Source organism: Haloarcula marina (genome assembly GCF_024218775.1).
Lineage (GTDB): Archaea > Halobacteriota > Halobacteria > Halobacteriales > Haloarculaceae > Haloarcula > Haloarcula marina.
The window spans coordinates 312,902-337,131 of record NZ_CP100404.1; the positions used below are offsets into that span (position 1 = coordinate 312,902).

At 61.6% G+C, this 24,230-nt stretch carries 26 protein-coding genes and 1 tRNA gene; 9 read left to right on the plus strand and 18 right to left on the minus strand.

From position 1 onward, the window contains the following. Positions 1-13: 13 nt before the first annotated feature. The 5 genes from NJQ44_RS01615 to eif1A all read right to left on the minus strand — a co-directional run bounded on the left by NJQ44_RS01615 (position 14) and on the right by eif1A (position 3,894). Entirely contained in the window at positions 14-661 is a 648-nt protein-coding gene (locus tag NJQ44_RS01615; RefSeq protein WP_254272937.1) for a helix-turn-helix domain-containing protein, read from the minus strand. Positions 662-798: 137 nt separating this feature from the next. Next, positions 799-1,794 (minus strand): ATP-binding protein, encoded by a 996-nt coding sequence (locus NJQ44_RS01620; RefSeq protein WP_254274365.1) that lies wholly within the window; start codon positions 1,792-1,794, stop codon positions 799-801. A gap of 145 nt (positions 1,795-1,939) precedes the next feature. Then, positions 1,940-2,488, minus strand: coding sequence for a KH domain-containing protein (locus NJQ44_RS01625; RefSeq protein WP_254272938.1), 549 nt, complete (start codon positions 2,486-2,488; stop codon positions 1,940-1,942). A 140-nt stretch (positions 2,489-2,628) separates the two neighbouring features. Further along, entirely contained in the window at positions 2,629-3,564 is a 936-nt protein-coding gene (gene rio1 / locus NJQ44_RS01630; RefSeq protein WP_254272939.1) for a serine/threonine-protein kinase Rio1, read from the minus strand. 42 nt (positions 3,565-3,606) lie between these two features. Beyond that, entirely contained in the window at positions 3,607-3,894 is a 288-nt protein-coding gene (eif1A, locus tag NJQ44_RS01635; protein WP_254272940.1) for a translation initiation factor eIF-1A, read from the minus strand. 127 nt (positions 3,895-4,021) lie between these two features. On the opposite strand from eif1A, the gene NJQ44_RS01640 reads away from it, so the two are divergent. Both NJQ44_RS01640 and NJQ44_RS01645 read left to right on the plus strand, forming a co-directional pair. Continuing rightward, on the plus strand, positions 4,022-4,435 hold the full coding sequence (locus tag NJQ44_RS01640) for an SCP2 sterol-binding domain-containing protein (protein ID WP_254272941.1): 414 nt from the start codon (positions 4,022-4,024) through the stop codon (positions 4,433-4,435). A gap of 37 nt (positions 4,436-4,472) precedes the next feature. Then, positions 4,473-4,661, plus strand: a complete 189-nt coding sequence (locus NJQ44_RS01645; RefSeq protein WP_254272942.1) for a DUF7470 family protein — start codon at positions 4,473-4,475, stop codon at positions 4,659-4,661. Here the strand turns inward: NJQ44_RS01645 and NJQ44_RS01650 are convergent. The 4 genes from NJQ44_RS01650 to NJQ44_RS01665 all read right to left on the minus strand — a co-directional run bounded on the left by NJQ44_RS01650 (position 4,658) and on the right by NJQ44_RS01665 (position 9,368). Beyond that, on the minus strand, positions 4,658-5,692 hold the full coding sequence (locus NJQ44_RS01650) for a sensor histidine kinase (protein WP_254272943.1): 1,035 nt from the start codon (positions 5,690-5,692) through the stop codon (positions 4,658-4,660). The genes NJQ44_RS01645 and NJQ44_RS01650 overlap by 4 nt on opposite strands. A 182-nt stretch (positions 5,693-5,874) precedes the next feature. Further along, complete coding sequence (locus NJQ44_RS01655) at positions 5,875-7,851, minus strand: DUF460 domain-containing protein (protein ID WP_254272944.1); 1,977 nt, start codon at positions 7,849-7,851, stop codon at positions 5,875-5,877. 53 nt (positions 7,852-7,904) lie between these two features. Then, a complete protein-coding gene (locus NJQ44_RS01660; RefSeq protein WP_254272945.1) occupies positions 7,905-8,621 on the minus strand; it encodes a thioredoxin-like domain-containing protein in 717 nt (238 codons plus the stop codon). Between the two features lie 69 nt (positions 8,622-8,690). Beyond that, positions 8,691-9,368 (minus strand): enoyl-CoA hydratase/isomerase family protein, encoded by a 678-nt coding sequence (locus NJQ44_RS01665; protein WP_254272946.1) that lies wholly within the window; start codon positions 9,366-9,368, stop codon positions 8,691-8,693. Between the two features lie 60 nt (positions 9,369-9,428). Here NJQ44_RS01665 and NJQ44_RS01670 point away from each other — a divergent pair, with 60 nt between their 5' ends. From NJQ44_RS01670 to NJQ44_RS01680, 3 genes are all read left to right on the plus strand, one after another. Beyond that, positions 9,429-10,085, plus strand: a complete 657-nt coding sequence (locus NJQ44_RS01670) for a DUF7114 family protein (protein ID WP_254272947.1) — start codon at positions 9,429-9,431, stop codon at positions 10,083-10,085. Positions 10,086-10,152: 67 nt separating this feature from the next. Continuing rightward, positions 10,153-10,224: transfer RNA gene (locus NJQ44_RS01675), tRNA-Thr, on the plus strand. Between the two features lie 411 nt (positions 10,225-10,635). Beyond that, positions 10,636-12,591: an ATP-dependent DNA helicase gene (locus tag NJQ44_RS01680; protein ID WP_254272948.1), complete on the plus strand. Its 1,956-nt coding sequence runs from the start codon at positions 10,636-10,638 to the stop codon at positions 12,589-12,591. Positions 12,592-13,760: 1,169 nt separating this feature from the next. Here NJQ44_RS01680 and NJQ44_RS01685 read toward each other — a convergent pair. Beyond that, a complete protein-coding gene (locus NJQ44_RS01685) occupies positions 13,761-13,985 on the minus strand; it encodes a transcriptional regulator (RefSeq protein ID WP_254272949.1) in 225 nt (74 codons plus the stop codon). Positions 13,986-14,093: 108 nt separating this feature from the next. On the opposite strand from NJQ44_RS01685, the gene NJQ44_RS01690 reads away from it, so the two are divergent. Both NJQ44_RS01690 and NJQ44_RS01695 read left to right on the plus strand, forming a co-directional pair. Beyond that, positions 14,094-15,014, plus strand: coding sequence for a DNA adenine methylase (locus NJQ44_RS01690; RefSeq protein WP_254272950.1), 921 nt, complete (start codon positions 14,094-14,096; stop codon positions 15,012-15,014). A gap of 57 nt (positions 15,015-15,071) precedes the next feature. Then, positions 15,072-15,722 carry a hypothetical protein gene (locus tag NJQ44_RS01695; protein ID WP_254272951.1) on the plus strand — a complete coding sequence of 217 codons (651 nt, stop codon included), beginning with the start codon at positions 15,072-15,074 and terminating at the stop codon, positions 15,720-15,722. Positions 15,723-15,725: 3 nt separating this feature from the next. Here NJQ44_RS01695 and NJQ44_RS01700 read toward each other — a convergent pair whose 3' ends face one another. The 3 genes from NJQ44_RS01700 to NJQ44_RS01710 all read right to left on the minus strand — a co-directional run bounded on the left by NJQ44_RS01700 (position 15,726) and on the right by NJQ44_RS01710 (position 18,578). After that, positions 15,726-16,634, minus strand: a complete 909-nt coding sequence (locus tag NJQ44_RS01700; RefSeq protein WP_254272952.1) for a DpnII family type II restriction endonuclease — start codon at positions 16,632-16,634, stop codon at positions 15,726-15,728. A 165-nt stretch (positions 16,635-16,799) separates the two neighbouring features. Further along, positions 16,800-17,513, minus strand: coding sequence for a hypothetical protein (locus NJQ44_RS01705; RefSeq protein ID WP_254272953.1), 714 nt, complete (start codon positions 17,511-17,513; stop codon positions 16,800-16,802). 57 nt (positions 17,514-17,570) lie between these two features. Beyond that, positions 17,571-18,578 (minus strand): tyrosine-type recombinase/integrase, encoded by a 1,008-nt coding sequence (locus tag NJQ44_RS01710; RefSeq protein WP_254272954.1) that lies wholly within the window; start codon positions 18,576-18,578, stop codon positions 17,571-17,573. 323 nt (positions 18,579-18,901) lie between these two features. Between NJQ44_RS01710 and NJQ44_RS01715 the strand changes: the two genes are divergently transcribed. Continuing rightward, positions 18,902-19,897 carry a hypothetical protein gene (locus tag NJQ44_RS01715; protein WP_254272955.1) on the plus strand — a complete coding sequence of 332 codons (996 nt, stop codon included), beginning with the start codon at positions 18,902-18,904 and terminating at the stop codon, positions 19,895-19,897. A gap of 6 nt (positions 19,898-19,903) precedes the next feature. Here NJQ44_RS01715 and NJQ44_RS01720 read toward each other — a convergent pair whose 3' ends face one another. The 3 genes from NJQ44_RS01720 to NJQ44_RS01730 all read right to left on the minus strand — a co-directional run bounded on the left by NJQ44_RS01720 (position 19,904) and on the right by NJQ44_RS01730 (position 22,153). Next, positions 19,904-20,347, minus strand: a complete 444-nt coding sequence (locus tag NJQ44_RS01720; protein ID WP_254272956.1) for an acyl-CoA thioesterase — start codon at positions 20,345-20,347, stop codon at positions 19,904-19,906. Between the two features lie 41 nt (positions 20,348-20,388). Further along, entirely contained in the window at positions 20,389-21,057 is a 669-nt protein-coding gene (locus NJQ44_RS01725) for an AIM24 family protein (RefSeq protein WP_254272957.1), read from the minus strand. A gap of 121 nt (positions 21,058-21,178) precedes the next feature. Then, a complete protein-coding gene (locus NJQ44_RS01730; RefSeq protein WP_254272958.1) occupies positions 21,179-22,153 on the minus strand; it encodes a DUF5784 family protein in 975 nt (324 codons plus the stop codon). Positions 22,154-22,309: 156 nt separating this feature from the next. On the opposite strand from NJQ44_RS01730, the gene NJQ44_RS01735 reads away from it, so the two are divergent. Then, the gene (locus NJQ44_RS01735; RefSeq protein ID WP_254272959.1) at positions 22,310-22,483 is read left to right on the plus strand and encodes a DUF5786 family protein; all 174 of its coding nucleotides are present in this window, start codon (positions 22,310-22,312) and stop codon (positions 22,481-22,483) included. On the opposite strand, the gene NJQ44_RS01740 is transcribed toward NJQ44_RS01735, so the two are convergent. Further along, positions 22,470-23,204, minus strand: coding sequence for a DUF7530 family protein (locus NJQ44_RS01740; RefSeq protein ID WP_254272960.1), 735 nt, complete (start codon positions 23,202-23,204; stop codon positions 22,470-22,472). The two genes, NJQ44_RS01735 and NJQ44_RS01740, sit on opposite strands and share 14 nt — an antisense overlap. Further along, positions 23,201-24,160, minus strand: coding sequence for an NAD(P)H-binding protein (locus NJQ44_RS01745; RefSeq protein WP_254272961.1), 960 nt, complete (start codon positions 24,158-24,160; stop codon positions 23,201-23,203). Before NJQ44_RS01745 ends, NJQ44_RS01740 begins: the two co-directional genes overlap by 4 nt. Positions 24,161-24,230: the final 70 nt, after the last annotated feature.

Genomic DNA, 24,230 nt, shown 5'->3' on the forward strand with positions numbered 1-24,230 from the left:
CCACACAACTGGTTTAAATAAGCGCCGCCAGCGTCTCGCCGAGAATCTTGTTCACGCCGCGCCGCACTCGCTCCGAGACGGCCTGCTGTGAGATGTCGAGTTCCTCGGCGAGGTCGGCGTAGGTGACGCCGCGAGGGACCTCGAAGTATCCGGCTCTGTGCGCGGCCAGCACCGCCTCGTACTGGGCCTCCGTGAGGCCGAACTCCCGTTGGGGCGTCGTCGTCTGCGTGACGCTGTGGACGCGCTGGAGGTGGCTCTGTATCTCGTGGTCTCGACAGTGCGTCTGGAACGCGCTCAGGTCGGTGCTCTCCTCGAACCGGAGGCGAAACAGCCACTCGGAACTCCCGCTGGCCTCGACGACGGTGCCCCCGGTGTCGAAGATACCGGCGACGAACTGCTCGGTATCACGTCGCCACTCGATACGGTACAGCGCGCTGTCGTCCACGCGGTCCAGCAAGCGAACTGACTCGACATCGTGCGTCTCGTCGGCGATGTCCTCGAACGCGTCCACGTCGGCCCCGCTCACCCAGACGTACGGCATCACCTGCCCGCCCGTCGGTACTACCCGCTCGATTTCGAACGTGAGCGAGGCGGACTCGCCGAGGAGCGCACCGAAGAGTAACTCCTCGCTCGACAGTTCGAACACGGCCTCGACAGTCATACGTATGCTAGGAATCCAACAGTAATGTAGTTCCGCATCGGGCGCGAGAGCGGCTCATACGGTCGACTGTGGCTTCTGGTCGGGTTGACGGCGCGCTCTGATGTGGTCGACCCGAAACCCGGTCACGGCAGTCTGTCTCAGTACCCCATCCCGAAGCGCCGATGCCGAAGCTCCGGCGTCACCTGAATCCGCTCGATGTCCTGTCCGGTGCGGTACCAGACGAACGCCGCGCGGGTGAACAGTTCCCGACATTCGATGCGCACCTCGCGGGGGACGCCGTCGGTTCGCTCGTGGATGTCGTCGATGGCCGCCTGCGTGAACAGGTCCGGCGTCTCGCCGTCGTAGGATTCCCCGCGGAAGTACGCCAGCGAGCGGGCGACGTACTCCGCCACGTCGTCGGGCGCGAACGGCTCGATGCCCTCGTAGTAGCGCAGGCGCGAGTCCAGCGTCCCGCGAATCTCGGCGACGCGGCGCTTCCCCTCCGGCGTCCCGGTCAGGAATAGGCGCACCCCGGCGTCGCCCGCCACCTGTAGCGGCGAGAGGAGGTCCGCCTTCAGGACCTCTATCTCGTCGACGACCAGCAGGAGCGTCTTGCCCTGTTCGCGCACGCGACCGACCACCTCTCTGACGGCGTCTTTCGCCTCGGCCGTCGCCCACGGGATGCCGTTGCGGACCTGCGAGTAGTTACCGAACGCGACGGAGAAGCCCGCGCCGTAGGCCGCTTCGAGTACCGCCCGGTACAGCGCCCGCGGCGTCGTCTCGCGCGGATTGTCCAGATGGGTGACGACGAAGTCGTCGTGTTTCGAGAGGTCCCGCAGGACGATTTCCCGAAACGCCGACTTGCCCGTGCCGTAGGGGCTGACCAGCCCGATGTGCTGGTCCTGCAACAGCCACGCCGTCACCTGATTCAACATCGCCGTGTCGTGGCGGACGTACAGCGGTTCGGGCATGTGGTCGAGTCCCGCCTCCTCGGTGAACGGCAGGTCCGTCACGTCGTCGGGGTCGCCGCCCAACGCCTCGCCGAAGGCCAGCAGGCGCTGTTCGACCTCGGCCAACTGGTCCAAGAGGACCCCCTCGGCCGTCTCGGCGGCGCGCTCGTCCTCCTCGGCCCGCAGGCGCTCCAGTCGGTCCATCACGTCGCCGACGGTCTGGCTCTCGCCGCCGGTGTCGGTCCCGCCGGAGCCGTCGCTGTCGTCTGACACGGTCGTTCTTCACCGCTATTGTCCGTCAGCGGCGTTATATGTTACGCCCGAAGCGGCAGAAATCGGCGACGCGGCGTCACCCGGTGAACTGGTGGTACTCGAGTCCTTTGTGTTTCATCTCGTTGTGCTTGCGTTCGAGGAACGAGTAGACGGAGCCGTGGGGCGCGCCGTCCAGCAGCATCTCGGCGGCCTCGCGAACCGCGTCGACCTGTTCTGGGCCGCCGATGATGCCCAGCGTCGACCCGTAGATGACGACGGCCGCGCCGGTCAACTCTTGCATCAACTCGCGCGTTCGGCCGCCCTCGCCGATGAGTCGCCCCTTCTGTCTGCGGAAGTCGTTCTTGTTCCGCGAGGCCGCTTCGATGTCGATGAGTTCGAACATCATCATGTCGCCGTCCAACAGTGCGAGGGCGTCCTCGGGTTTGAACCCGCGGCCGATGGCCCGCACGATGTCCGGCCCCTTCAGCGCCGTCACCGGGTCGCCGACGGACTCGACCTTGACGGTCCCGTCCTCGGAGTCGATGTCCAGACGGACCTCCGCCCGCTCCTCGATTTCGCGCATCGTCTCACCACCTTCGCCGATAAGCACGCCGATTCGGTCCTGCGGAATCTTCACGTGTTTCATAAGTATGGTTCCGGTTACGGGGTTCTGGGTGTTTAAGACTTCGGCGTTCACTCTTTGCTCTGTCAGGCAGCGATGACCGCCCGCTTCGACGGCCTCGAAAGCTCCCCGCTCCGGGTGTGTCGAATCACGAACCCGTCGGCCTACTCCTCGCGCCGGTCGGCGGGCGTCCCCTGCGGGACGGCGTCGTCGTCGGACCCCGGCGCGGTGTCCTCGTTGTCGCGGGGGGTCGCGTGTTCCTTGACGTACGCGAGGAGGTCCTCGGGCGTGGTGTCGACGCCCTGTCGGGCGAAGAAGTTCGCGACGTTGCGGCAGTCCCGTTCGAGGAAGTCCTCCGCGTTCGGGTGGTACACCGTCACCGCCTGTCCGAGGTCGATGATGTACAGTTGCCCCTCGTGGAAGACGACGTTGTACTCCGAGAGGTCGCCGTGGACCAGTCCGGCGTCGTACAGGCGGCGCATGTACTCCTTGACGACTTCGTAGGCCGTCTCTGGGTTCTCGATGTGGACCTCGCTCAGGCGTTTCGCGCGGCCCTCCTCGGTGCCCAGATACTCCATGACGAGAACGTTCCGCTCGACGGCGATGGGTTCGGGCGTGCGGACCCCGGCCTTGCGGGCGCGCTTGAGGTTCGAGGACTCTTTGCGGACCCACGCGGTGACGACCTTCTTCTTGTCGGAGCCGATGCCCTCGAAGCGGGGGTCGCCGTCGAGGTAGCCCCGCATGTCCTTGAAGTCCGAGGCGTTGATGCGGTACACTTTCACCGCGACTTCGTGGTCGCCCGACAGCGCCGTGTAGACGTTGGCCTCCTTGCCCGTGGAGATGGGGCCACCGAAGGCGTCGATGTGGCCGTCCTGAACGAGTTTGTAGAGCGCGCCGTAGGTGGCGTCGTCGAAGACGCTGGCCTCGACTTTGAACTGGTCGGCGTCCTTGATTCGTTTCCGGAACTCGCTGAACTCGCGGTCCCGGCGGCGGGCGATGCGGTCGGCCTCCGTGTCCGAGACGTCGAGTTCCTCCCACTCGTCGCCGGGGGCGTTGGCCTCGTCGGTGTCGAGCAGGCCGAACTCGGCTTCGCTGGTCACGGGCGGGCCTCCGTCGGCGCTGCGTCGCGGTGCATTCGGTGGCTACCCCTGGATGTGCCCCTCCTCGCGCAGTTGGTCGGCGTCCTGCTTCTCGTAGCGCCACGTGATGTCGGCCTTCTCGTCCTGCCAGTCCCACGGTTCGACGAGGACCACGTCGTCCTCGCGAATCCAGATGCGTTTCTGCATCTTGCCCGGAATCCGGGCGGTGCGTTCGACGCCGTCCATACAGCGTACTTTCACGCGGTTCGCGCCGAGCATGTTCGTGACGACGGCGAACACCTCGTCGTCGTCGGGCATCCGCAGGTCCTTTCGGCCCCCGTTGTCGCTCATACCTGTCTGTTCGGTCCGGGGAGGGTTAAGTTTTGTACGATTACGCTCGCCACGGCGGGGGCCGAACGCCCCTCCGCGACCGGCCGAAGTGGCAAGGCACAAGGTCTGGCTCCCGTAACCGCCGGTAATGACGCTAACGTTGCCTGCCGAGGCCGCAGACTGGGCGCGGGCGTGGCGCGACCGAATCAACGACCGCGAGGCGTTCGCCGAGGCCGCCGCCGAGTTCGACGCCCGGTTTCTCTTCGAGATACGGGCCGACGACCGCTACGACGGCGACCCGGTCCGCTTCCGCGTCGACATCGCCGACGGCGCGTGCGACGACGCGACGCTCGTCGACGGCGACGCCGACTACGACTTCGCCCTGCGCGGCCCCTACGAGGCGTGGACGCACCTGCTCGCCGGCGAACTGGACGTTTCCGAGGCCGTGATGGACGGCACGTTCGACGTGGAGGGCAACACCATGACGCTCCTGCGGCGACAGGACGCCGTCGCCGAGATGGTCAGGGCCGCACAGGCCGTCGACACCGAGTTCGAGCACTGACCGACGGGCTTTTGTCCGCCCGCCTGACGTATGGGATATGCTCGACAAACTCGGTCTCTCCGGCATCGCGGGTGTCGTCGTCCTGTTCGGCGGTATCGGCCTCGTCGCGTGGCAGAACCTCATTCTCGCGGCCGGTCTCGCGCTGGTCGTCGGCGGCCTCGGCCTCATCGTCTACGGTCTCGTGACGAGTCTCCTCGCGTCGTTCGGCATGGGCGGGATGCCCTAACTCGGCCGCAGGTCGAACTCGAAGCGCGCGCCGCCCGTCTCGCTCTCGGTCGCTCGAACCGTCCAGCCGTGGGCTTCCGCGATGGTCCGGACGATGTACAGTCCGAACCCCGTGCCATCCGTCGCACCGCTGACGCCCGGGTCGAAGATGCGCTCGCTGTCCACCGAGCCGATGCCCGGCCCGTCGTCCTCGACGGCGAAGCCCGCGTCCGTCTCGACCAGTCGGACCCGTACAGCCCGCTCGGTCGTCTCGCCGTCGTCGGTCCACGGAGAGTTGCTCGTCGAGCCGTGCTCGACAGCGTTCCGAAACAGGTTCTCGAACAACCGACGCAGGCGCTGTGCGTCTGCGTCGACGGTCAGCGCCTCCGGCAGGTCGAGTCGCGCCCCGTGGGTCTCGACGCTCTCCCACGCCGCCGCCGCGACGGCGGCCACGTCGACCGGTTCGAGAGTCGCCGCCAGCGCCCCCGTCTGCGTGGCCGTCCGGATGTCGTCGATGATTCGCCCCATCCGTCGGTGGGCGTCGCCGACGGCCGACAGCGCGTCCGACTCTCGTTCCTGTCGCGCCAGTTCGAGGTGACCGTTCGCGACGGCCAGCGGGTTCCGTAAGTCGTGGGCGAGGATGTCGGCGAACTCGTCCAACCGCTGGTTCTGTCGGGAGAGGAGCCACTCCCGTTCGTGCCGGTCGGTCACGTCCCGGCCGATACCGGCGAACCCGCGCATCGTGCCGTCGTCGTCGGTCAGCAACCGCCCGGTCAACTCGAAGCGAACGCGCCCCTCGGTCGTCTGTGCCCACGCTTCGACGACCGTCTCGCCGGTTTCGACGATTTCCTCGAGGGCCGCCGCGATTCCTGCGTGGTCGCCGTCCTCGAAGAAGTCCGTCGGTCGCATCCCTTCGAGTTCCGCGTCGCTCAGGTCGAACAGGTCGTTCAATCGCTGGTTCCAGTGGACGAGTCGGAACGACTCGTCGTAGACGTAGACGACTTCGTCGAGCGTATCGAGTGCCTGTTCGAGTCGACGACCATCCCCCGCCATGCGTGTGGTAGACTGTCAGCGGTAATAACGCTTCGTAGCGAATCGCCTTCTGAGGCCGTCAACGCGCAAGCTGACGGCAGTTGACGGTTTCTGCGATGTGTCGCTCGGCGTCTCGCTACGCCACGGCTCACTTCGCCCACCGTTGCGCTTCTTCGAGACTCCTCGCTGCGCTCGGCGTCTCGCTACTCCTCACTAACCGGCCTCTCCGCCCGGTGCTCGCTGATTATCTGGTCGACCATCGCCGAGTTCTGCTCTTTCTGCCGGTCCTCGGCGCGGTTCTCCCAGTCCGCAATCGCGTCCTCGACTTCGTCCTCGCGGGCGACGGCGAGTTCGTCCACCTCCTGTATCCCGACCATCTCGGCGGGAGCGACGGGCACGTCGTGCTCGAACAGCACCTCGTCGGCGGCGTCCGAGAGGTTCCCGTTCCGCAGGACGACGCGGGGACCGACTTCGGCTAATCGCTTTGCCGTCGACCGGCCAGCACCGGAAGCGTCGCGCAGGAGGACCACGTCGCCCTCGACGAGGCCGAAGCGCTCGTCGGCGTCCTCGATGGCGTCCCGAGTGAACTGTTCGACCACCTTCACCGAGGTGAGGCCCTGGCGCTTCTCGGACACGTCGGCGAAGTTCGAGTGGTCGAGTTTCCAGAGCGATTTCAGGCGGTCGAGCTTCTCGGCCAGTTCCTCACGTTGCTCGCGTTCCTCCTCGACCGTGCGTTCGAGCGCCTCGTTGCGCCGCTGGAGTCTGGTCACCTCGCGGTCCTTTCGGACCTCTCGGCGACCCTCCTGTCTGGCTTTCTCCAGTTGCTTGTCCTTCTCGTCGAGGCGCTCGTTCTTCTGCTGGATGGTCTGTTTGAGGTCGTCGACGTGCGATTCGAGGCGGTCGGTGCGGGCCTCCAGTCGCTTTATCTCCTTCTCGTCGTCGGTGAGTTCGCGCGGCTGGTGGCTCTCGGATTCCTCCGGTTGTTCGTCGTCGCCCTCGATGTCCCGCAGGACAGACTCCACGGACTCGTCACCGGCGACGACGCGAGCGACGACGCGACCGACTTCGTGCTGCGGCGGCACTTTGCTCGCCACGCGCTCGAACTGGCTCTCGTGGTGGTCGAAGGCGTACAGCGCCGCCGCCATCGCGTCGCGTTCGTGGTCGTTGTCGTAGGCGTCGTCGCGGGTCCGGTGTTTCTTCTCGTCGACCGGCAGGTCCCGGTCGGGTTTCCACCCGGCGGCGTCGAACGACCGGCGGAACTTCTCGACCGTCTCGGGCATCGGCGTCACGTCGGCGGCGACGACGACGGGGCGGCCGCGCTCGATAATCCACTCGATGACGTCGGCGCGGTCGTTGGTCCGCGAGGAGTACACGTCCAGCACCTCGCCGTCCAAGCCCACGATGGCGACGGCCGTGGTGGTCCCGGGGTCGACGCCGACGACGACGTGGTCCCGCCGCTTCGCCAGCGGCCGGAACTCGATGCCGTCCCGGCGCACCCGCTCTATCTCGATGCGGGTGTCGCCCGAGCGCCGTCGGGAGACGGGGATGTCCTGGGGGCGCCCTTCGACCCGGAAGACGGCGTTCGAGAAGCCGCCGTACTTCTCGGTCACGTCCCGTTCGTACTCCAGTCCCGCCGCGTCGAGTTCCGATTCGACTTCGCGGGCCGTCGTCTTGACCGCGCCGTGGATGCGTCGCGTGTAGCGGTCTTCGGACCACCCACCCTTCCCGGTCGAGCGGCCGCGAGCGACCTTCACCTCGGTGGTGTCGGTGAACGCGGACACCTCTTGGCCGACGTTGGCGGCGGCGAGGCGGGCGGCGGCCTCGGCCTCCTGCATCGGGTCTTTGCCGTAGGGGACGCCGTGGCGCTTCGCCACTCGCGAGAGCGGTTCCGGCCGCTCGTCGCCGGTCACCTGCACCAGTTTCGTCTCGTCGGGGAGCGACCCCAGAAAGTGGACCAACTGGTCCTTGTCGGCGGCCAGTTCGTACATGTTGTCCGTCGCGACGATGGCCGGTTCGTCGCTCTCGATGCGCCGTCGCAGTTTCCGCCGCGACACGACGTCTCGCTGTATCTCGTCGCCGTCGAACACCACCAGCGCGTACGAGGGGGCGTCCCCCCGCACGTCCCCGCTCTGGATGTCCACGCCGAAAACGACGGCGTCGAGCGCTGCCGTGCGATTCACGGCCGCCGATAGGGGGTGAACGAATATAAATCTCGTTCCGAGCGCCGCTCCGTCTACCGAACCGGGTTCTCGGGGCCGCGCCCGAGGAACTCCGAGAGGAACGCGTGGACCGTCCGGGCGTCGTAGCCGTCCATGTACATCCGGTGTCGCCACGCCGTCAGGACGTAGTCGGCCTCGGGGTTCGGGTTGGGGTTCGGGGCGACGACGACGCTCTGCCACGTCCCGGTGTGGACCGTCGCGAACCCTTCGAGGCTCTCGTTGGCCGCGTCGGTGGTCGTCGCGGGGTCGTAGTAGACGATGACCGCGCCGTGTTCGAGCGTGTGGACGAGGTCACCGAGGGCGGGCGTCTCCCCGTAGAACCCCGCCTCGACGGTCCCCGTGTAGTGCGGGCCGGACAGCGGCGGCATCTGCGCGTAGTCGACGTCCGTCCCGCTGGCGACGTGTTCGTTGCCCTGGTTCGGGAACCGTTCGACGCCGTTCAGCAGACTGGCGTCGCCCGACTCGTTCAGCGGCGCGGCTTCGATGCCGTCGACCGGCGGGCCGCCGCCACCGCCCCCGAGCATCGTGAACGCCACCGCGCCGATAGCGAGGACGGCGACGACGCCGAGGACGATAGGGCCGAGCGGTAATCCCTCGCCGTCGTCGCTCGTCCGTTGGTCGACCCGCCGCTGGTCGATAGCTCCCAACTCGCCGCCGTGGGCGGCCGCGAGGTGGTCGAGGTAGGCGTCCTCCCCGTCGAACGATTCGTCGCAGTAGTCGCAATCCACCATTGGCTGGCCGTAGGAGGGCGGGGGGTTTGAACGTGTGGCTCGGCGGCCGCTCCGACGAGAGCGCCCCTCTCAGAACTCTGCGGCCTCGACGAGGCTGGCGAAGGCCGCTCGCTCGCGTTCGTCGCCGGTCCGTTGGTCCGTCTCGTCGCGCATCCGGCGTTTCAGCGACCGGAGCGCCCGGTGGTCGACGGCGGCCAGTTCGTCGGCGACGGACCGCGGGTCGTCGACGAGCCGGGAGACGAGGCCCATCCGCAGGGCGGCCTCGGCGTCGACGGTCCGGCCCGACAGCGCCAAATCCATCGCGTCGCCCTCGCCGACGACTCTGGGAAGCCGTCGCGTGCCGCCCCACGCGCCGAACAGCCCCAGTTTGACGCCCGTCTCGGCGAACGTCGCCTCCGGCGTCGCCACCCGCAGGTCACACGCGAGCGCCAGTTCGACGCCACCGCCGCGGGCGGCCCCGTCTATCCCGGCGACGACCGCGCCGTCGTACGATTCGAGCGTCGTCGCGACCCGCTGGCCCAGCGCGGCGAATTCGCGGGCCGACTCGCCGTCCAGCGCCTCGACGACGGTCAGGTCGGCCCCGGCACAGAACGCTTCGCCCTCGCCGCGGAGGTAGATGACCGGTTCGGCCGCCGCGTCGACCGTCGCCGCCAGTTCGCGGAGCGCCTCGCGGTCGAGCGCGTTGCGTCGTTCCGGTCGGTCCAGCGTCACCACGCGAACGTCCCCGTCAGCCGTCGTCCGGACCATGACGTGTCTGACCCCGCTGTTTCCAAAGGTCTTTGCCCTTCCCGCCGCTAGGTCGCGCCAATGGAGGAAGTGGCGGCAGTCCGCCAAGCGGCCGTGGCGGCAGTCGACGACGTCGAGCCCGAACGTCTCCGCGAACGCATCATCGCACGCCTCGACGATGCCTCGCTCTCACCGGGCGTGCTGACGGTCGTCAGCGCCAGCGCCGCCCGCGACCCGCCCGCCGACCTGTCGGAGGGCGACGCCGACCGCGCCGCCGGCGTCCAACTCATCTACGAGGGCCTTCGGCTCACCCGCCAACTCGCCCACGACGACCCGTGGACGACCGGCGACCGCGACGCCGCCGACCTCGACATCCTCATCGCCGACATCCTCGTCTCGCGGGGCTTCTACCTGCTGGCCCGAACCGAGGCCGCCGACGCCGCCGTCGATGTCGTGCGCTCGTTCGGCCACGACCAGACGCGCCTGCGAACCACCGGCGACGAGCGCCTCGACGACACCCTCGAAGTCGACGTGTGTGAACTCGCCGTCGTCGCCGGCGTCACCGCCGCCGGGGTCCGGCCCACGTCGACGCTCCGGGAGTACGCCACCGGCCTCGCCAGCGAGGGCCTGCCGACCAGCGCCCACCTCCTCGGCGAGGACGTGACGGACGCGCTGGCGAGTCGCGCCCGCCCCGACCGCTCGGCCAGCGACGGGACCGAAGCGGCCGCCGACCACTGAGAACAATCGCCACCCCGGACCCGAATCGAAACGCCTAAAGACAACTGCCGGAAAGAACGTACTGCGTGCCTGGGTAGCTTAGCGGTAAAGCGCGTCCTTGGTAAGGACGAGACCCCGGATTCAAATTCCGGCCTAGGCTTGCGCCGGCGGCGCAGACCGTAATGGATACACAGCGCCGCTCTAGCATAACTTTTCCGGCGATTATCTTCCAGAAGGACACCCGTCTGGCGGATAGGGTTGCCGCTATCTTCTCCCGACAAAGGACACCCGCGCGAGCTGTGGGCCGACGGCGTCTGCCGGTTTTGGAAAATGCTCTTGCTGGCACTGAGGATAGTATGTGCTATCTATCGAACTATGAGAAAGGAAAATTAAGCGTAGAATTTGGCTTCTGCGAGAACGCGCCGCGCCGAGTGAGACGCTATCCCCCTCTCGATTAGTGTAAATACTCTCACATCCCTGTATATCCCAGATATTCCAACTCATGACTGATTCAGATACTCTTAATCACCGTTTCACTACCAGCATGGGCATTGGACGCCTACACAGGGAGATGCACAAGGCCCTCAAAGAGAAAACTAACACTCTCATCGAGGCTCCCACTGGTCTGGGCAAGACTCACAAAGTGGCTACAACAGGATGGTCAAAGTTGGGAGACGTCACAGATGAGAAGCCCGTTATCCACGTCTCTCCGACTATCAAAACCCGCGACCGAGCATTCCAGCTGAGCGAAGAGGCAGAAGGAGTAATACCACACAGATTGCGGGGCCGAGAAGAAGCTTGTCCGGTAGCAAAAGGCGATTACGACCACCGTATCAATGTCCCCGGCGAGAACTGCCCCCCGTCCGCATGGTTCAATCGGAAATGTGATGCTGAGAAGATTCCTTTCTCCGAGGCCCACAAAGAGCTTGAACAACGCTGTGGCGCACTGCCCTGTTCTGAAAACGAACGATGTGAAGCAGTTTCTCAGTGGCACACAATCTTTGAGTCGGATTCTGTGCCGTTCGATGTTCTCCACGTCACCCAGAGCTTCATATTTAACACTGCACTGACGAAAGGTGCGAACCTTATCTTCGATGAACAGCCAGATTATACCATTGAGGTCAAAAAGGAAGTCGAGCAGGAATCTCAAATCAGACGAGTAACGACACAAGAAAAGATTCGACAGGCAGTTACTGATGTTCTATCCCAGATACCGGGGTCACACAACACATGGGAATCGCTTCTGACCGCAGTACAAGCCGACGACACTGCTACGATTGACCAATTCCGTTCACAGTTAACTAATATCGAGCTTGACCCCGACTGGGTGTTCACTCGGGACGATGTTCATGCATTGGCCCCAGCCATCATTCAGGCCCTACTCAATTCAACAGACGTAGGTAACGGCCGAAAGCGTGGAATCGGTTGGTATAATCCCTCGAAGTTTGGGTTTGGGACCGAAGAGGACACTGAGGTAATCGTCATCTTTGACACTAAGAACAATATCAAACTCATCCACTACGTCCCAGACCTGTCGGAAACTCGTTGTGTTATCGGTCTTGACGGGCATCCGACTCTCGACCTGTGGAAGTTACAAACGACGCCGACTCTCCAACTGGAAAGAGTCGCAGATGCGATTGATAAATTCGTCTGGCGACGGGATGAGCGGAAATTGACCGTGTATCAGGTTGATGAATACACTCGTTCGTATACGACTGGGTGGGCTGGCCGGGACCATACCGAACGAGAGCGAACGCGAAGACGTGCAATGGCCTTAATCAAGGCTATGACGCGAAAGTTCGGTGACGATTTTCGAACTTGCATCACCTCGAAAAGCCTCAAATCAGATGTTGAGAGGATGATGAAAGAAGCCGGTGTCACCAATCCGACCGTGTTACACTATGGCGGGATTAAGTCTCGTGACGACTTCAAAACGGAGCCTGTTGGCCTACTCATCGGTTGTATTGACCCCGGTGACGAGAATATCCTCGATAAAGTCGCGTTACTTGGACTCTCAGCACAGGCAGAGATGACTGAGAAAGAAGACGGGTCAGTAGTTCGAGCAACGGGCCGATTTTTTGAAGGAGAAGATGCTGACGTAGCCGAAGAAATCTTGCAGTCCATACGCGAGAGAAATGTCGGCCAAGCCATCGGACGCTATGCTCGTGACAATCATAATCCAGACCGTGAGAGCGCCGGAGCCATTGTATACGTCTGGACAGATGCTATTCCGAATGGGATGGTTGATGATGCCGTCCGAGGTGTACGGAAGATTCCAATCAACAAGGAAAAGCGGATAGCAGAGATGTTGGAGATGACCGACCGACAGATGACTATCCGAGAAATCGTAGCAGAGTTTGAGAGCAACGGAGAGACTGTCTCGAAGACGCACGTTCAGAATATTCTGGATAATTTAGTTGAACAGGGTAAGGCGGAGAAAGAGTCCGGTGGAAAATACGGGGCCTACCTGTATTCTGTCCACGACGGGGTCTTAGATTCGCTTACTGTCGTTGACTTGGAGCCCTAAATCGCCAATTAATGCCCTATAATATCTCTAAGGGAGAAAGTTGGTGATTCTGATTGACCTCTCTCTCTTTTCTCAGAGCCAACACGTAACCAATCTCTGCATCATTTTCAGAAGGGTTACTGCGAGAAGCCCCGCCGAGTCCCCTACTTGCTGTCCCCCCGCACTGTGGAGCTTTACTCAACGAGAAACAGGGCAGAAGTGCAGTGAACGTTGTGGGACCGTAGCTTCCGCTTTGACCAAGAGGATTCAATCCAGCAGGACAATATTGAGGAAAGAGTCGTCCCTGAAGCCGAAGCTCGCAATCAGCCTATCGAGAACAGCGAGAAGCGCGCGCCGACACACAGTAGCATGGTCGCCTAACATTGGCCGATTTTGAGAATATTTCTGAGCAACTAACGTCCCTTTTCGGCACAAGAGAGCGGAACGGTGTAACAACCGGGGCCGGGACATTGGAACCGGACATGACACCGGGACACACCAGCAGGGGTGGGGGGCTTCTCGCCGGACACCGAACAAGCCGGAACCAATCCACGGAAAAAGAGCGTTTGAGTATTACCTATGGTTATATTACAATAGCATCCCGTTCACTGGTCTGCCAGAACAAGCGTGTTGGAAAGCCGAAAGTGAGAACCTCAGTTCAGTATCCCGTGCATTTCTGGGCTGGTTGTGACTCAGACCTCTCACTCTAACCGCTTTCTCTGGGCCTCTCATCCCCGTGGTGAGCGTTCTTTGTCGTCTGAAAACGATTCCACGCTGAACACAAGAAATGTATCTGGGACGGTTCTGGGGCCTTCTGTAGCCTCAAGTAGTCAGTGTGCTATTTGCTTGAATCAGGACTGATTAAGGGGAGAGAGGGAAGGGGATGAGGAAGGGGGACTATAGGGGGTAGGAGTAAGGGGTAGGGTGAAAGGGGATTCTGCAAGAAGGCGCCAGCCTTCCATACTACAGCTTACAGCCTTACAGCTAACAGCCTCGGTTTGGTAACGGTAACTGTACCTACTACAGCACCTTTTAAATTAATACTCCAACTGAAGAGAGTCTAACGGGGATTTCAAACAACAAAGATAGAGTGCAGGGGGTCTGCGGCGCTTCTCGCTGAAGACAAATCTATGTTCAAGTTGCACTGATTTTGGCCGATAACAACAACTGATTGCTGTTGTCTGAGTGTACTACTTCGGAATCCAAATAAACGAAGAGCCGACAGTTATTCGCTCAATTTCGTTTTCTGATTCAAGCGCGTTCAGACGGCGGTATGCCAAATCGTAGGAGCAACCCACCTCTTCGGCCACTTTCGTCGTCGTGGCGTTCTCGATGTTTGCCACTGCCTCAACGAATGCGCTCCGTGGATACTGCTCGGTAAACTTCCCCGAGTCATCATCCCGGCTGGTGGTCACGGATTGGCATTACACAAGCCTCGTGATAAACATACAGAACGAACAGCCATTCAAGGTATATTGAACGGTTATGTTTAAGTCGGAAGGCGCAACATCCGATAACAAGAGATGGCAAATCCAGTTCTCAAATGGGCCGGCGGCAAGCGCCAGTTGCTTGATGAGTTATACGGCCGATTTCCTCGAAGCTACGACCACTTCCATGAGCCGTTCTTCGGTGGCGGGGCGCTCTTCTTCGACATTGAGCCTGACAACGGGACAATCAACGATACGAATTCTCGGCTTATTAATTTCTACAAACAGGTCCGTGATAGGCCCAGAGAGTTGATTGAGTTCCTTCAAACGTTCGACGACCCAGAGGCAGAAGCCGACTCAGACCGACAATTTGCCGAGACGAACAGGAAAGGTAAGGAAATCAAGAACTACTACTACCAGCAACGCGAACTATTCAATAACCGGCCTTACGGTGACGATTACGACGAGCTGGAAGAGGCGGCGCTTTTGCTTTACCTCAATCGGACGTGTTACAACGGGCTATACCGGGAGAACAGTAGCGGTGGATTCAATGTCCCGATAGGCCGCTACAGCAATCCCGATTGGGTACGGAAGAAAGAAATTCGGAAGGCAAGCCGGGTACTTGAGAACACTGACATACGCAACTCGGACTTCGAGTATGTTCTTGACGAAGCCGAGGAAGGCGACTTAGTGTACTTCGACCCGCCGTATGAGCCGATGAGTCCCACTGCGTACTTCACTGACTACTCGGCGGAAGGATTCGGCCAAGATGACCAAAAGCGGCTCCTGAACGTGGCTCAAGAACTGGACCAGAACGGCGTGAATGTCATTCTTAGTAACAGTGGTGTCATGCACGAGATGTATGATGACGCTGGTTTCTACGTCGAAGTAGAAGGTGCGACCCGCTCTATCAACAGCGACGGTGAGAACCGTGACGAAGTTGACGAAATAATCGCTACGAATGTCGCCCCTGAATCTCGACAAAAAGCAGGACAGCAGGGACTTGCCGATTTTTGAGGCCATTCAATATGTCTGCAATCGGACTTTATATTCCATGCTTGTAATCCGGTTTATGTGGTTGAAATAGTTAGAGAACACGACGTTTTAGGATTTGATAGGTATCCTGAAACTGTCGAGGCGATGTTGTCCCAGCACGACTGGGAAGACCAGTTGAACAAGCTTCGAGTGGGAACTGTTCTCACCTTCTCGCTGACCGAGAACCGCAACGAGCAGTATGTTAGTTACGTTGTGGACCAGTTACAGGACGGAACGAAGGTGTTCTTGATTCGTCCGGCGTGGCTTAACAAGGGATATGATTTCAAAGTCTGCGTTGAGGGATGGGATGAAACGGCCAATCCCGCCCCGTCTCACAGTGAGATTTACTCTGACCTCTACTGGAAGCGAGAGCAAGATGATGCTGATTCATTCGAAGCACTGTGCAAAGCGGTGATGGACATTCACCAAGGAGAGTCACCCACTGCTGTCCTCGATAAATACGGAGAGACATTCGATTTCTCTGTCGGGCGAACACCCGAAGCACTGCTGAAACCGCTTCCGTGGCTGTTCATCGAGCAAGATATTCGCTATTGGAACTACACCGGCCGGAATATGACCATTGAACTGGTCGAAGAGTTATACGATAATCAGCCCCTCTCAGAACTGAGCTTGGAACTGCAAGAACTGGGCGCGATTCACGAGACGCCGCTGGCTATCCCCAACCAGTAACAGCTACACTTCTTTCGTTTCAAAGAACCGCTCTACGTCGTCGGGCAGTTCGGTTTCCGCTTGATGCAGATTGTAGAGGTCGGTTATGTCATCGTAGCTCTGGCGGAGAACGTTTGTTAAAGACTTTGCCCAGCCCTGTCCATCTGTAATCCAGACAAACGCTACGTCGTCGTTCCGCATCCGTTTGGCGACGTGATTGTACGACCGACGGATTTCAGATGGTTTGCTCCCCCCGACCTTGTAGGCATTCGCCTCGACCACAAGCCTGAGTTCATCGTCCTCAAACAGGGCGAAATCAACCGTTTTCTTTTGCCCGGATTCGTCGTTGTACGCGGTAGTGTACTCAGCGTCCATTTGGACGTTGTAGCCTGCGTCAACGAGTCGGTTAGCAATATTCGCTATCTGTTCGCCCACCAACTCTTCAAAACACTCACCCTGACGGTTTTTCCTTGCGTGTGACTCCATTCCAACGAGCATTCCCCGGAAGTGGTCCCGAATGTCTGCTTCATCAACGATATACTGTAGTCCGATTTCTTGCAGTATGTCCGCCAGACTGCGAGCGGATTCTCTGTCCCCAGCGTCTATAGACCGCTGTATATCGTAGAACTTCCATACACCTTCCAAGGCACTATACTTGTTCCCACGCTCACCCAAAACCTCGAAATAGAAATCAATCCACTTCCGGGTGTCATCAGCGTTCATCAGGGCGTCAGCCAGTCCTTCCACAAATTCCGATTCAGAGACGCCTTCGAGGTCAAGAATAGCCTCAATCTGACGTTCATAGTTCTCTATTTCGTCTTCAATCCCGTCCCAATCAATGAACCGAGAAGAGGGAATAGAAGACGGAACAATAGTGTCCTGAAAGGTATCTACGAATTCCTCTGTCGGGGGGCAACGCTGGCGAATCGGCATAGTCGAAACATGAAAAGGCGGTACTAAACAGGCGGTTACAGATTAATTGAACGGCAATAGCGCGGATACTTTCCCTGAGATAGTGGAATTCCTCGCAGGCGGCGCGTTCTCGCAGAAGCTCGATAACCGCAGTCCTTTCTGTACAAAGGGTTGCGTCCCAACCTACTATCTCATCAGATATTCTTTTGCCATTGTTCTATGTCTTTTAATATCTTCTTTGGGATACTGAACACGGTGAGCATTGCTCTCACACCATTCATAGTAGTCCTCAAGAGTGTTGTATAGTAACTCTTCAATCTCGTCATCTAAGTATCGATACCACTCGTACCATCTTCGCTCAATAGGGTCTTCCCCATCAGGTGCAAAGGCTCGGGCAGATTGGTCAATGAATATCCCAAATGGTGGTGCTTTGCTTTCGCTTTCAATAGCCTGAATCATCGGGAGACCAATCAATAGTGTATCTGCATAGTCTGACGAAGTCATAAAGCTCTCATTGGCTTCGTCTGAAATATTCTCACCATGGATTATCGGTCCGTATGAAAGCGCTCCGCGAGGAATATATGTATATTCACGGTCTCTATTTTCGATGTTATCTTTTGCAAGTTTACTAAAGACACCTATCAGTAACTGTTGCATGTCTTCCTTGGATTCAGATGTTAAATAGACCCCGTCCATAACAGGGTAGTGAGTGATTTCATTCCGGTCTATTGTTTCATCAACAGCGACATGTAAATTCAGAATATCAATAGCAGATGTTTCTATTGACCGAGACATGGCACCTTTGATTCCCATCAAATCAAGCCAACAGACGTACTCTTCTGTCACTCCGGATAGCTGGTCAGAATTCGTATAAACGTGGGGGGCCTCAATATCTTCCATCATCTCTTGCGAAAAAGAGTGGAACTAAAATTAAGCTTGGGTAAAAATGTCAGTAAATTATATATCTCGGATGTATTCCTGTCTCCTGTCCGCTTTTTCAGCACTTGACCCCTTGTCGTAGTGCGTATCAAGCACCTCTCCGCTCATATTTACCCGCTCACCCGTCACATCTTTCGGCTGGCCCGCGTTCCGAGCCGCCGTGACGTAACCCCGACGAAGAGCGTGTGGGCTGACGCTACCCGGACACTTGCTTGAGGCGTTCCACGACATAGCTTCGCAATCCTCGGGGTCGCGGTCAAACGGGCACTCGCCCCCGTTGTAGTAGCAAGGACGGGTCGCAGTGTACACGTACCGCTGAATCGTGGTCTCGACTACACGGCCCTCTCTGGTCGTTAGAAGGGGTTCGCGGCCGTACTCGTCGGTCACAGCTATCCGCCTTCCATCTACGTAATCACGAATAATCTCGGCCGTCTCTGGCGTGAGCAGTACGTCGCGCTCGCTCTGCTCTTTGTTCTTCAACGGCGTTCCTTCCAGGGGCCGGTGACGGACTTCCAGCGCCGGCCGCCCCTCGTCAAAGTCGCCTAAGTCCAATGCTCGGAGCCCACTCATCCGCATTCCCGTCTTCCAGAGAATCAGAAGAGTAACATGGCGGTTCGTCGCGTACTCGTAGCGGTCAAGGAACTCTAACAGCTCTGTCGCTTCGTCGCGGGTGAGCAGGTCATCGCATATCTCGTCGTTCGCGCTGGTCTTCGGAATTCGTACCATATCACCCAGCCCCCGAGGAACGGCCGCGATATGCTCACAGAACTGTACGTACTGCTTGACCGTCATCATGTCCTGCCGGGCGGTGATGACTTTGACCTTGGAGAGACGGTGTTCCTTGTATCGCTGGATAACTTCGCTGTCGAGGTCGGTCAGGTCGGTAATCCCTTCGGCTTCCAGCCAGTCACAGAACTGTCGGATAGCGGTTCGGTAGTTCTTGAGCGTCTTCTTTGTGACGCCGGGTTGCTTGTCTTTGAGGAATCGGTTCTTCGCTTCGTGCGGTGGGGTTGGTTTCAGACTCATGGCTTCTCGCAGGTCCACGATACCGGTGCCAGTCACCGTTAGAGAACCACAGGCGTCGTATATCGCCGTAAGGCGACGAGACCCCGGATTCAAATTCCGGCCTAGGCTTTCTCCAAGTGACTGACCCGGAGCGACAGCGACGGGTCCGTCACGCGTGGGAAGCCGGATGCGGGATTTGCATCCCTGTCAGTCGCGCGCAGCGAAGCGAGCACGTCTGACTCTGGATTCAAATTCCGGCCGCCGCTCCTTCCGACCACACCTCCACGACGCGTTTTGTCACCGAGTGACCACTGCTCTATAACGGCAGCGCCCCAACGACGCCCATGAACGCCGCTCGCGCCGTCATTGTCGTCCTCGCACTCTCCGTCGTGGCGGTACCGGTCGCCGGACACGTCCCGAGTTTCCCCACCGACAACACGAGTCCCGACAGCGCCGTCGCGGTCCCGGACGCGGCGAAGTCGTGGTCGTTCTACGACTATATCGAACCGGGCGAAGTGGCGTACTACCGGTTCTCTCTGACAGCGGGTGAACGGCTTCGGGTCGGCACGTTCACCCCCGACGACGGTTCGTTCGCCCCCTCGGTCGTCGTCATGAGCGAGTCGTTCGACGGGACAGACGGCGTGCCGGGACGGGTGTCGGTGCCCGACGGCATGGGTGCCGTCGTCGTCACCGGCGAGCGACCGGCGCGGGCCGAGTACGAACCGTTCGCGCCGTCGGCGACGTATCACACTGCCAGTCTGGACCGACCGGTCGACGCCGACGCCGCGTACCTCGTCGCCGTCTACGAACCCGACAACCGAAGCGGCGAGGTGGGCGTCACCGTCGGCTACAGGGAGGAATTCTCGCCGACGGAGTACCTGACCGTGCCGTTCGACCTCGTGCAGGTCCACCTGTGGGAGGGCCAATCGCCGCTGCTCGTCGTCGGGCCGTTCGCGCTGACCGTCCTCGCCGGTGGCGTCCTCACCCGTCGTCGGTGGGCCGACCGGTCGCGTTCGCTCGTCCGCGGTGCGCTCGCTCTCGGCGCACTGCTCGTCCTCGCGAGCGGCGTGAACACGGCGGTCCAGACGGGCGTCGCGCTGACGAAGACCGGACCGACCGCTGGCGTCGTCGTCACGGCGCTGTACGTGGTCGTCCCGCTGGCGTGCGGGGCGTGGGCGCTGTGGGTGGCAGGCCGGGACGCGTCCGTGACGACGACGCGGACCCGGGCGGGGCTAGCGGTCGCGGCACTGCTGAGCGTGGCGACGTGGGCTGGCTTCCTCGTCGGCCCGGCGGTCCTGTTGGCAGTCGCGGTCACGCCGACGCGGTTCGTCGACGACTAACTCCACTCACTCCCGGTCCGGTTCCTCGGCCAACGCCCGGTCCCGAAGTTTCCGACACTTCTCGCCTTTGACGGTCAGTTCGGGGACCGGAACGGGCGTCCCGTTCTCGACGGCGACGAAGGTGGCGTAGGCGCTCGTCGTCTGCTCCGTCTCGCCGGTACGCGGGTTCTCGGCGGCGACTTCGATGCGGACGCGGACGCTGGTCCGGCCGGTGGCGTAGGCCCACGACTCGACCCGGGCGGTGTCGCCGATGGGGATTGGCCGCTCGAAGTCGACGCGGGACATCTGCGCGGTGACGCAGGACTCCTCGGCGGCCCGCATCGCCGACATCGCGCCGATTTCGTCCATCCACTTCATGACGATGCCCCCGTGGGCGCTCTCGTAGTTGTTGGCGTGGGTCGGTTGGACGCGCTCGCGGTTGACGATGTGCGTGTCGGCGACGTTAGGCATACGCTCGCTTCACGGGGCGGGGAGAAAACAACGGGGGTCGGTTACTGCTGGGGGTTCCGTTCCTCGTAGGGCTGGACGACGACGAAGCCGTCGCTGTTAGAGAAGTCCAGTTGGTAGCTCTCGTCGGACGACTGGCCGACCATGTCCGAGAGGCTTCGGTTGACGCTCCCGCTCGGCGAGGTGTTGCCGCTCCACGCGACGGTGGCGGCGGGGTCCGTCTTGACCGGCGGCGTCAGCACCAGCGGTTTGCCGTGGGTGGTGATGGCGACGTTCCCGGGGCCTTCGAGGAAGACGTTGGTCAGGCCGCCCGTCGCGGACCCGGCGAGGCTGTCGATGGTGGAAATCTTGTAGTCCACCTGGGACTCGAACGCGAGAACGTCGTTGCCGTTGACCGAGATGCTCTCGCCGGGGTCGAGCGAGAGTACCTGTATCTCTTTGCCTTGGTCGGCGAGATACAGGTGGCCGTTCCCCTCGACTTCCATGATGGGCGTTCCCTCGCCGGTGGCTTTCTGCTTGATGAAGCCCGTCAGACCGCCTTCGGCGGAGGATTTCCCGGTGAAATCGAGGTTGCCGGTGTAGCTAATCATCGATCCGGCTTTCGCCATCACGCCGCCCTCGACGGCGATGTCGAGCAGTTTGCTGTTTTCGAGTTCGAACGTGTCGGCTCCCTCGTTGGGCTGATTTTCGCTGACGAATGTGTCGACGTCCATAGTGGGTTTACCGTGACAGTATCTCGACACCATGGTATGAATATATTTACGTCAACTGGTGAGCGGATTTTGTCGAGCTGGTGGCTCACAGCGGTAACATGGGAGACTACGGTGGTGTCCGTCAGAGCGGCAGCGGGAACGGGACCGACCCGTGGGTGTACCCCTCGACGCGGCCGTCGGGGCGGTACCGGAAGACGATGAGTGGTTCGTAGCCGACGCCGGGGCGTTCGGCGTGGACGCGCCGCCAGTCGTCGTCGGGGAAGGAGGTGCAGTCGACGGCCAACACGGCCCCGGGGTGTGCGGCCAGTTGGTCGCGGGTCTTCGCGTCGCCTGAGGCCTTCAGCGCGCCGATTGCGGTGTTGGCCTGCCGACGGGCGGGCGGCCGCGGGCGGGTGACTTCGACGAGGGTGTCCTCGACGCGGAAGTCGACGGAGTGGCCCGAGTTGAGTTCCACCTCGGGTTCGATGTCGTTTCCGGCGTCGACCAGCAGTTTGGCGGCGTTGAACTCGCCCATCGTCGCCTGCATCCGCGAGAGGTCGAACCCCTCGCTAGTCCCGAGTTTGCTCGCCATCGTGTAGCGGTACTCGTCTAAGACCCCGCGGGCGAGGAAGTCGTCGTAAAAGGCCAGTCCGGCCTCGCGAGAGGCGTCGGGAAAGCCACCGGCGTGGTCCCGGAAGAACCGCCGGGTGGAGTCCCGGCCGTCCTTCGAGAGGAAGACGGGCAGGAAGAAGTTCGCGACGGCGTCGTACTCGGTGAGCCACGGGTCCTCGACTTCCAGTTGGGCGAGGAGCTCGCGTCGGCCCCACTCGGCGATGGGGTCCGGCGTTTCCTCGAACGTCCGCTTGTTCGTGCGCCAGAGCGGTTCGGGCGTCTGCGTGTTCCCGAGCCAGTAGGCTTCGTTGCCGTTCCAGCAGAATAGCGCCAAATCGCCGTTGTTCATCTCCAGTCGGCGCGCGGCCCACCCCTCGGGCGGGGCGAACCACGGGCCGTTCAGGTCGGCACCGAAGGTGTCTTGCAGCGGAGAGAGAAGGTCACGCTGGACGCGGTCCTCGCTCCAGCGTTCGGTCGAGTAGCGAAATCGAAGTGGGCCAGCCACACTGTTAGTAGTCGGTCGGCGCTCTTGTGCGTTCCGCCTCGGTCGATGGCGACCGCCGAACAGCGGCCGAACCGAGTTGTGAGCGGCTGTGGCGGCACTTCTGACCCCACCGTTACATTGATAGGCATTAGCACCCAAGTTGTGGTGTGGTAACCTATGTCGATGGGAGCGTATGACGACGACGAACACGAACGCCGTGAGCGCAAGAACAACGAGGTCGACCTGTCGGAGGACGACGACCGGACAGCGTATCACGGGACCGTCAGCTACGACAGCGGCGAATCTACCGAAGACCTGTTAGACCAGTTCAAGCAGATCAATTCTGAGTAGCGCCGGGCGTTCTCGACCTGACCTGTAGCAGCGTCACCGACGCGGCGGTGACCACCGTCACGGCCGCCACGTGGGCGAGCAGCGCCGCCAGCAACACCGGTTGGTTCAGCACGAACGGTATCAGTACCAATTGGAGGACGCCGAAGCCCCACGTCTCGAGGTCCGCCCGCTGGAACACCCGCACCGTTTCGGGGTCGAACCGGAATCGCAGCGACCGCCACAGGCCGGTGACGCTGGCCCACCATCCGGTCCCGATACGGTAGCACACGTCCCAGAGGATGAGCAGCGTCAGGTACACCACCAGCACCGGCGGGTCCTCGCCGAACAGCGTCGTGACCAGCGGTATCTCCGCCGTCTGGGGGTCGAAGACGAACAGGTGGGTGAGCATGGCGATGTACGCGAGCACCGACAGCACAACCTCCATGTTCGACGAGAACAGCAGCGCCCGATACGTCGGCGGCACGTCGATGCGGCGGATGAGCGTGCTGATGCGGAGCATTTCGATGCTGCCGATGGTCGCGACGAACACCACCACCGTCGCCGCGATGGCCGCGTTCCACACGTCGTAGTACCACGACATCGCGACCACCGCCACCTCGAAGACGACCAGTTGAATCGTCAGCGCCGCCCACGTGGGTAATCGGATGCCCGGGAGCGCCCCGACGATGCTCTCGTACACCCACGTCTCGCCGTAGTCGGGATGCGGGCTCTCGCCGCTCATCGGTCGCCTCCGTCGGCGACGGCGCGGGTCCGCTGGTCGGCCGCCGCTCCGTCCGCGTCTTCGGCGTCGTTCTCGTCGTCGAGCGCACGCGCGACGGCCGTTTCGAAGGGTGTCAGCGACACCGGGACGACCTCTTGAATCCGGTCGTCGCTGGCGACCACCGGCGTCTTCAGACCGAGGATGAGCGGTCGCGCCACGTTCGACGGCACGTCGGTCACGAGTCCGATAGACAGCGAGGAGAGGCGCGGACTCAGTATCGGAATCGGAACGATGCGCGGTTCGGCGTCGTGCATGACCTCCCCGGTTCGGCGGAGTATCTCGGCGTACGTGAGGACTTCGGGACCGCCGATTTCGTACGTCTCGCCCGTCGTCTCCGGTTCGGCGAGGACGCCGACGAGGTACTCGATCACGTCGTCGATGGCGATGGGGTGACAGTCGGTGCGGACCCACCGCGGGGTGAACATCACCGGCAGGGTGGCCGTCAGTTCGCGGATGAGTCGGAAACTGGCGCTGTCGGTGCCGACGATGATGGCCGCCCGCAACACCGTCAGGTCGTACGCGCCCGCGTCGAGGACGGACTCGACCTCGCGGCGCGACCGGAGGTGTTTCGACCGAATCTCGCCGTCGTCGCCGAGGCCGCCGAGGTACACGACGCGGTCGACGCCCGCCGCGTCAGCGGCCTCCCGGAAGTTCGCCGCGGCCCGGCGGTCCCGTTCGGCGTAGTCCGACCCGGCCCGCATCGAGTGAACGAGATAGTAGGCGGCGTCGACGCCCGAGAACGCGTCCGCGAAGCTGTCGGGGTCCAACAGGTCCCCAGTCACCACCTCGACGCCCGCGGGCGGGTCGTACGCCGACGGGTCCCTCACGAGGGCGCGAACGTCGTGACCCGCCGCGCGGAGCGCGGGGACCAAGTGGCCCCCGACGAACCCCGTCGCGCCGGTCACCAGCACGTGCATACCCACTCACGGAGCGGCAAGGGGTTAAAATGCATCCCCGCTGTGCGGGTCGGTCGCCGACTCGACGGCG

Coding starts and splice junctions, on each gene's coding strand:
- NJQ44_RS01705 (WP_254272953.1), bottom strand. CDS start 17,513: ATGGAAGATATTGAGGCCCCCCACGTTTATACGAATTCTGACCAGCTA.
- NJQ44_RS01740 (WP_254272960.1), bottom strand. CDS start 23,204: ATGAGCGGCGAGAGCCCGCATCCCGACTACGGCGAGACGTGGGTGTAC.
- eif1A (WP_254272940.1), bottom strand. CDS start 3,894: ATGAGCGACAACGGGGGCCGAAAGGACCTGCGGATGCCCGACGACGAC.
- NJQ44_RS01620 (WP_254274365.1), bottom strand. CDS start 1,794: ATGGACCGACTGGAGCGCCTGCGGGCCGAGGAGGACGAGCGCGCCGCC.
- NJQ44_RS01720 (WP_254272956.1), bottom strand. CDS start 20,347: ATGCCTAACGTCGCCGACACGCACATCGTCAACCGCGAGCGCGTCCAA.
- NJQ44_RS01715 (WP_254272955.1), top strand. CDS start 18,902: ATGAACGCCGCTCGCGCCGTCATTGTCGTCCTCGCACTCTCCGTCGTG.
- NJQ44_RS01645 (WP_254272942.1), top strand. CDS start 4,473: ATGCTCGACAAACTCGGTCTCTCCGGCATCGCGGGTGTCGTCGTCCTG.
- NJQ44_RS01690 (WP_254272950.1), top strand. CDS start 14,094: ATGGCAAATCCAGTTCTCAAATGGGCCGGCGGCAAGCGCCAGTTGCTT.
- NJQ44_RS01670 (WP_254272947.1), top strand. CDS start 9,429: ATGGAGGAAGTGGCGGCAGTCCGCCAAGCGGCCGTGGCGGCAGTCGAC.
- NJQ44_RS01680 (WP_254272948.1), top strand. CDS start 10,636: ATGCACAAGGCCCTCAAAGAGAAAACTAACACTCTCATCGAGGCTCCC.
- NJQ44_RS01650 (WP_254272943.1), bottom strand. CDS start 5,692: ATGGCGGGGGATGGTCGTCGACTCGAACAGGCACTCGATACGCTCGAC.
- NJQ44_RS01735 (WP_254272959.1), top strand. CDS start 22,310: ATGTCGATGGGAGCGTATGACGACGACGAACACGAACGCCGTGAGCGC.
- NJQ44_RS01745 (WP_254272961.1), bottom strand. CDS start 24,160: ATGCACGTGCTGGTGACCGGCGCGACGGGGTTCGTCGGGGGCCACTTG.
- NJQ44_RS01660 (WP_254272945.1), bottom strand. CDS start 8,621: ATGGTGGATTGCGACTACTGCGACGAATCGTTCGACGGGGAGGACGCC.
- NJQ44_RS01640 (WP_254272941.1), top strand. CDS start 4,022: ATGACGCTAACGTTGCCTGCCGAGGCCGCAGACTGGGCGCGGGCGTGG.
- NJQ44_RS01710 (WP_254272954.1), bottom strand. CDS start 18,578: ATGAGTCTGAAACCAACCCCACCGCACGAAGCGAAGAACCGATTCCTC.
- NJQ44_RS01725 (WP_254272957.1), bottom strand. CDS start 21,057: ATGGACGTCGACACATTCGTCAGCGAAAATCAGCCCAACGAGGGAGCC.
- NJQ44_RS01700 (WP_254272952.1), bottom strand. CDS start 16,634: ATGCCGATTCGCCAGCGTTGCCCCCCGACAGAGGAATTCGTAGATACC.
- NJQ44_RS01665 (WP_254272946.1), bottom strand. CDS start 9,368: ATGGTCCGGACGACGGCTGACGGGGACGTTCGCGTGGTGACGCTGGAC.
- NJQ44_RS01615 (WP_254272937.1), bottom strand. CDS start 661: ATGACTGTCGAGGCCGTGTTCGAACTGTCGAGCGAGGAGTTACTCTTC.
- NJQ44_RS01625 (WP_254272938.1), bottom strand. CDS start 2,488: ATGAAACACGTGAAGATTCCGCAGGACCGAATCGGCGTGCTTATCGGC.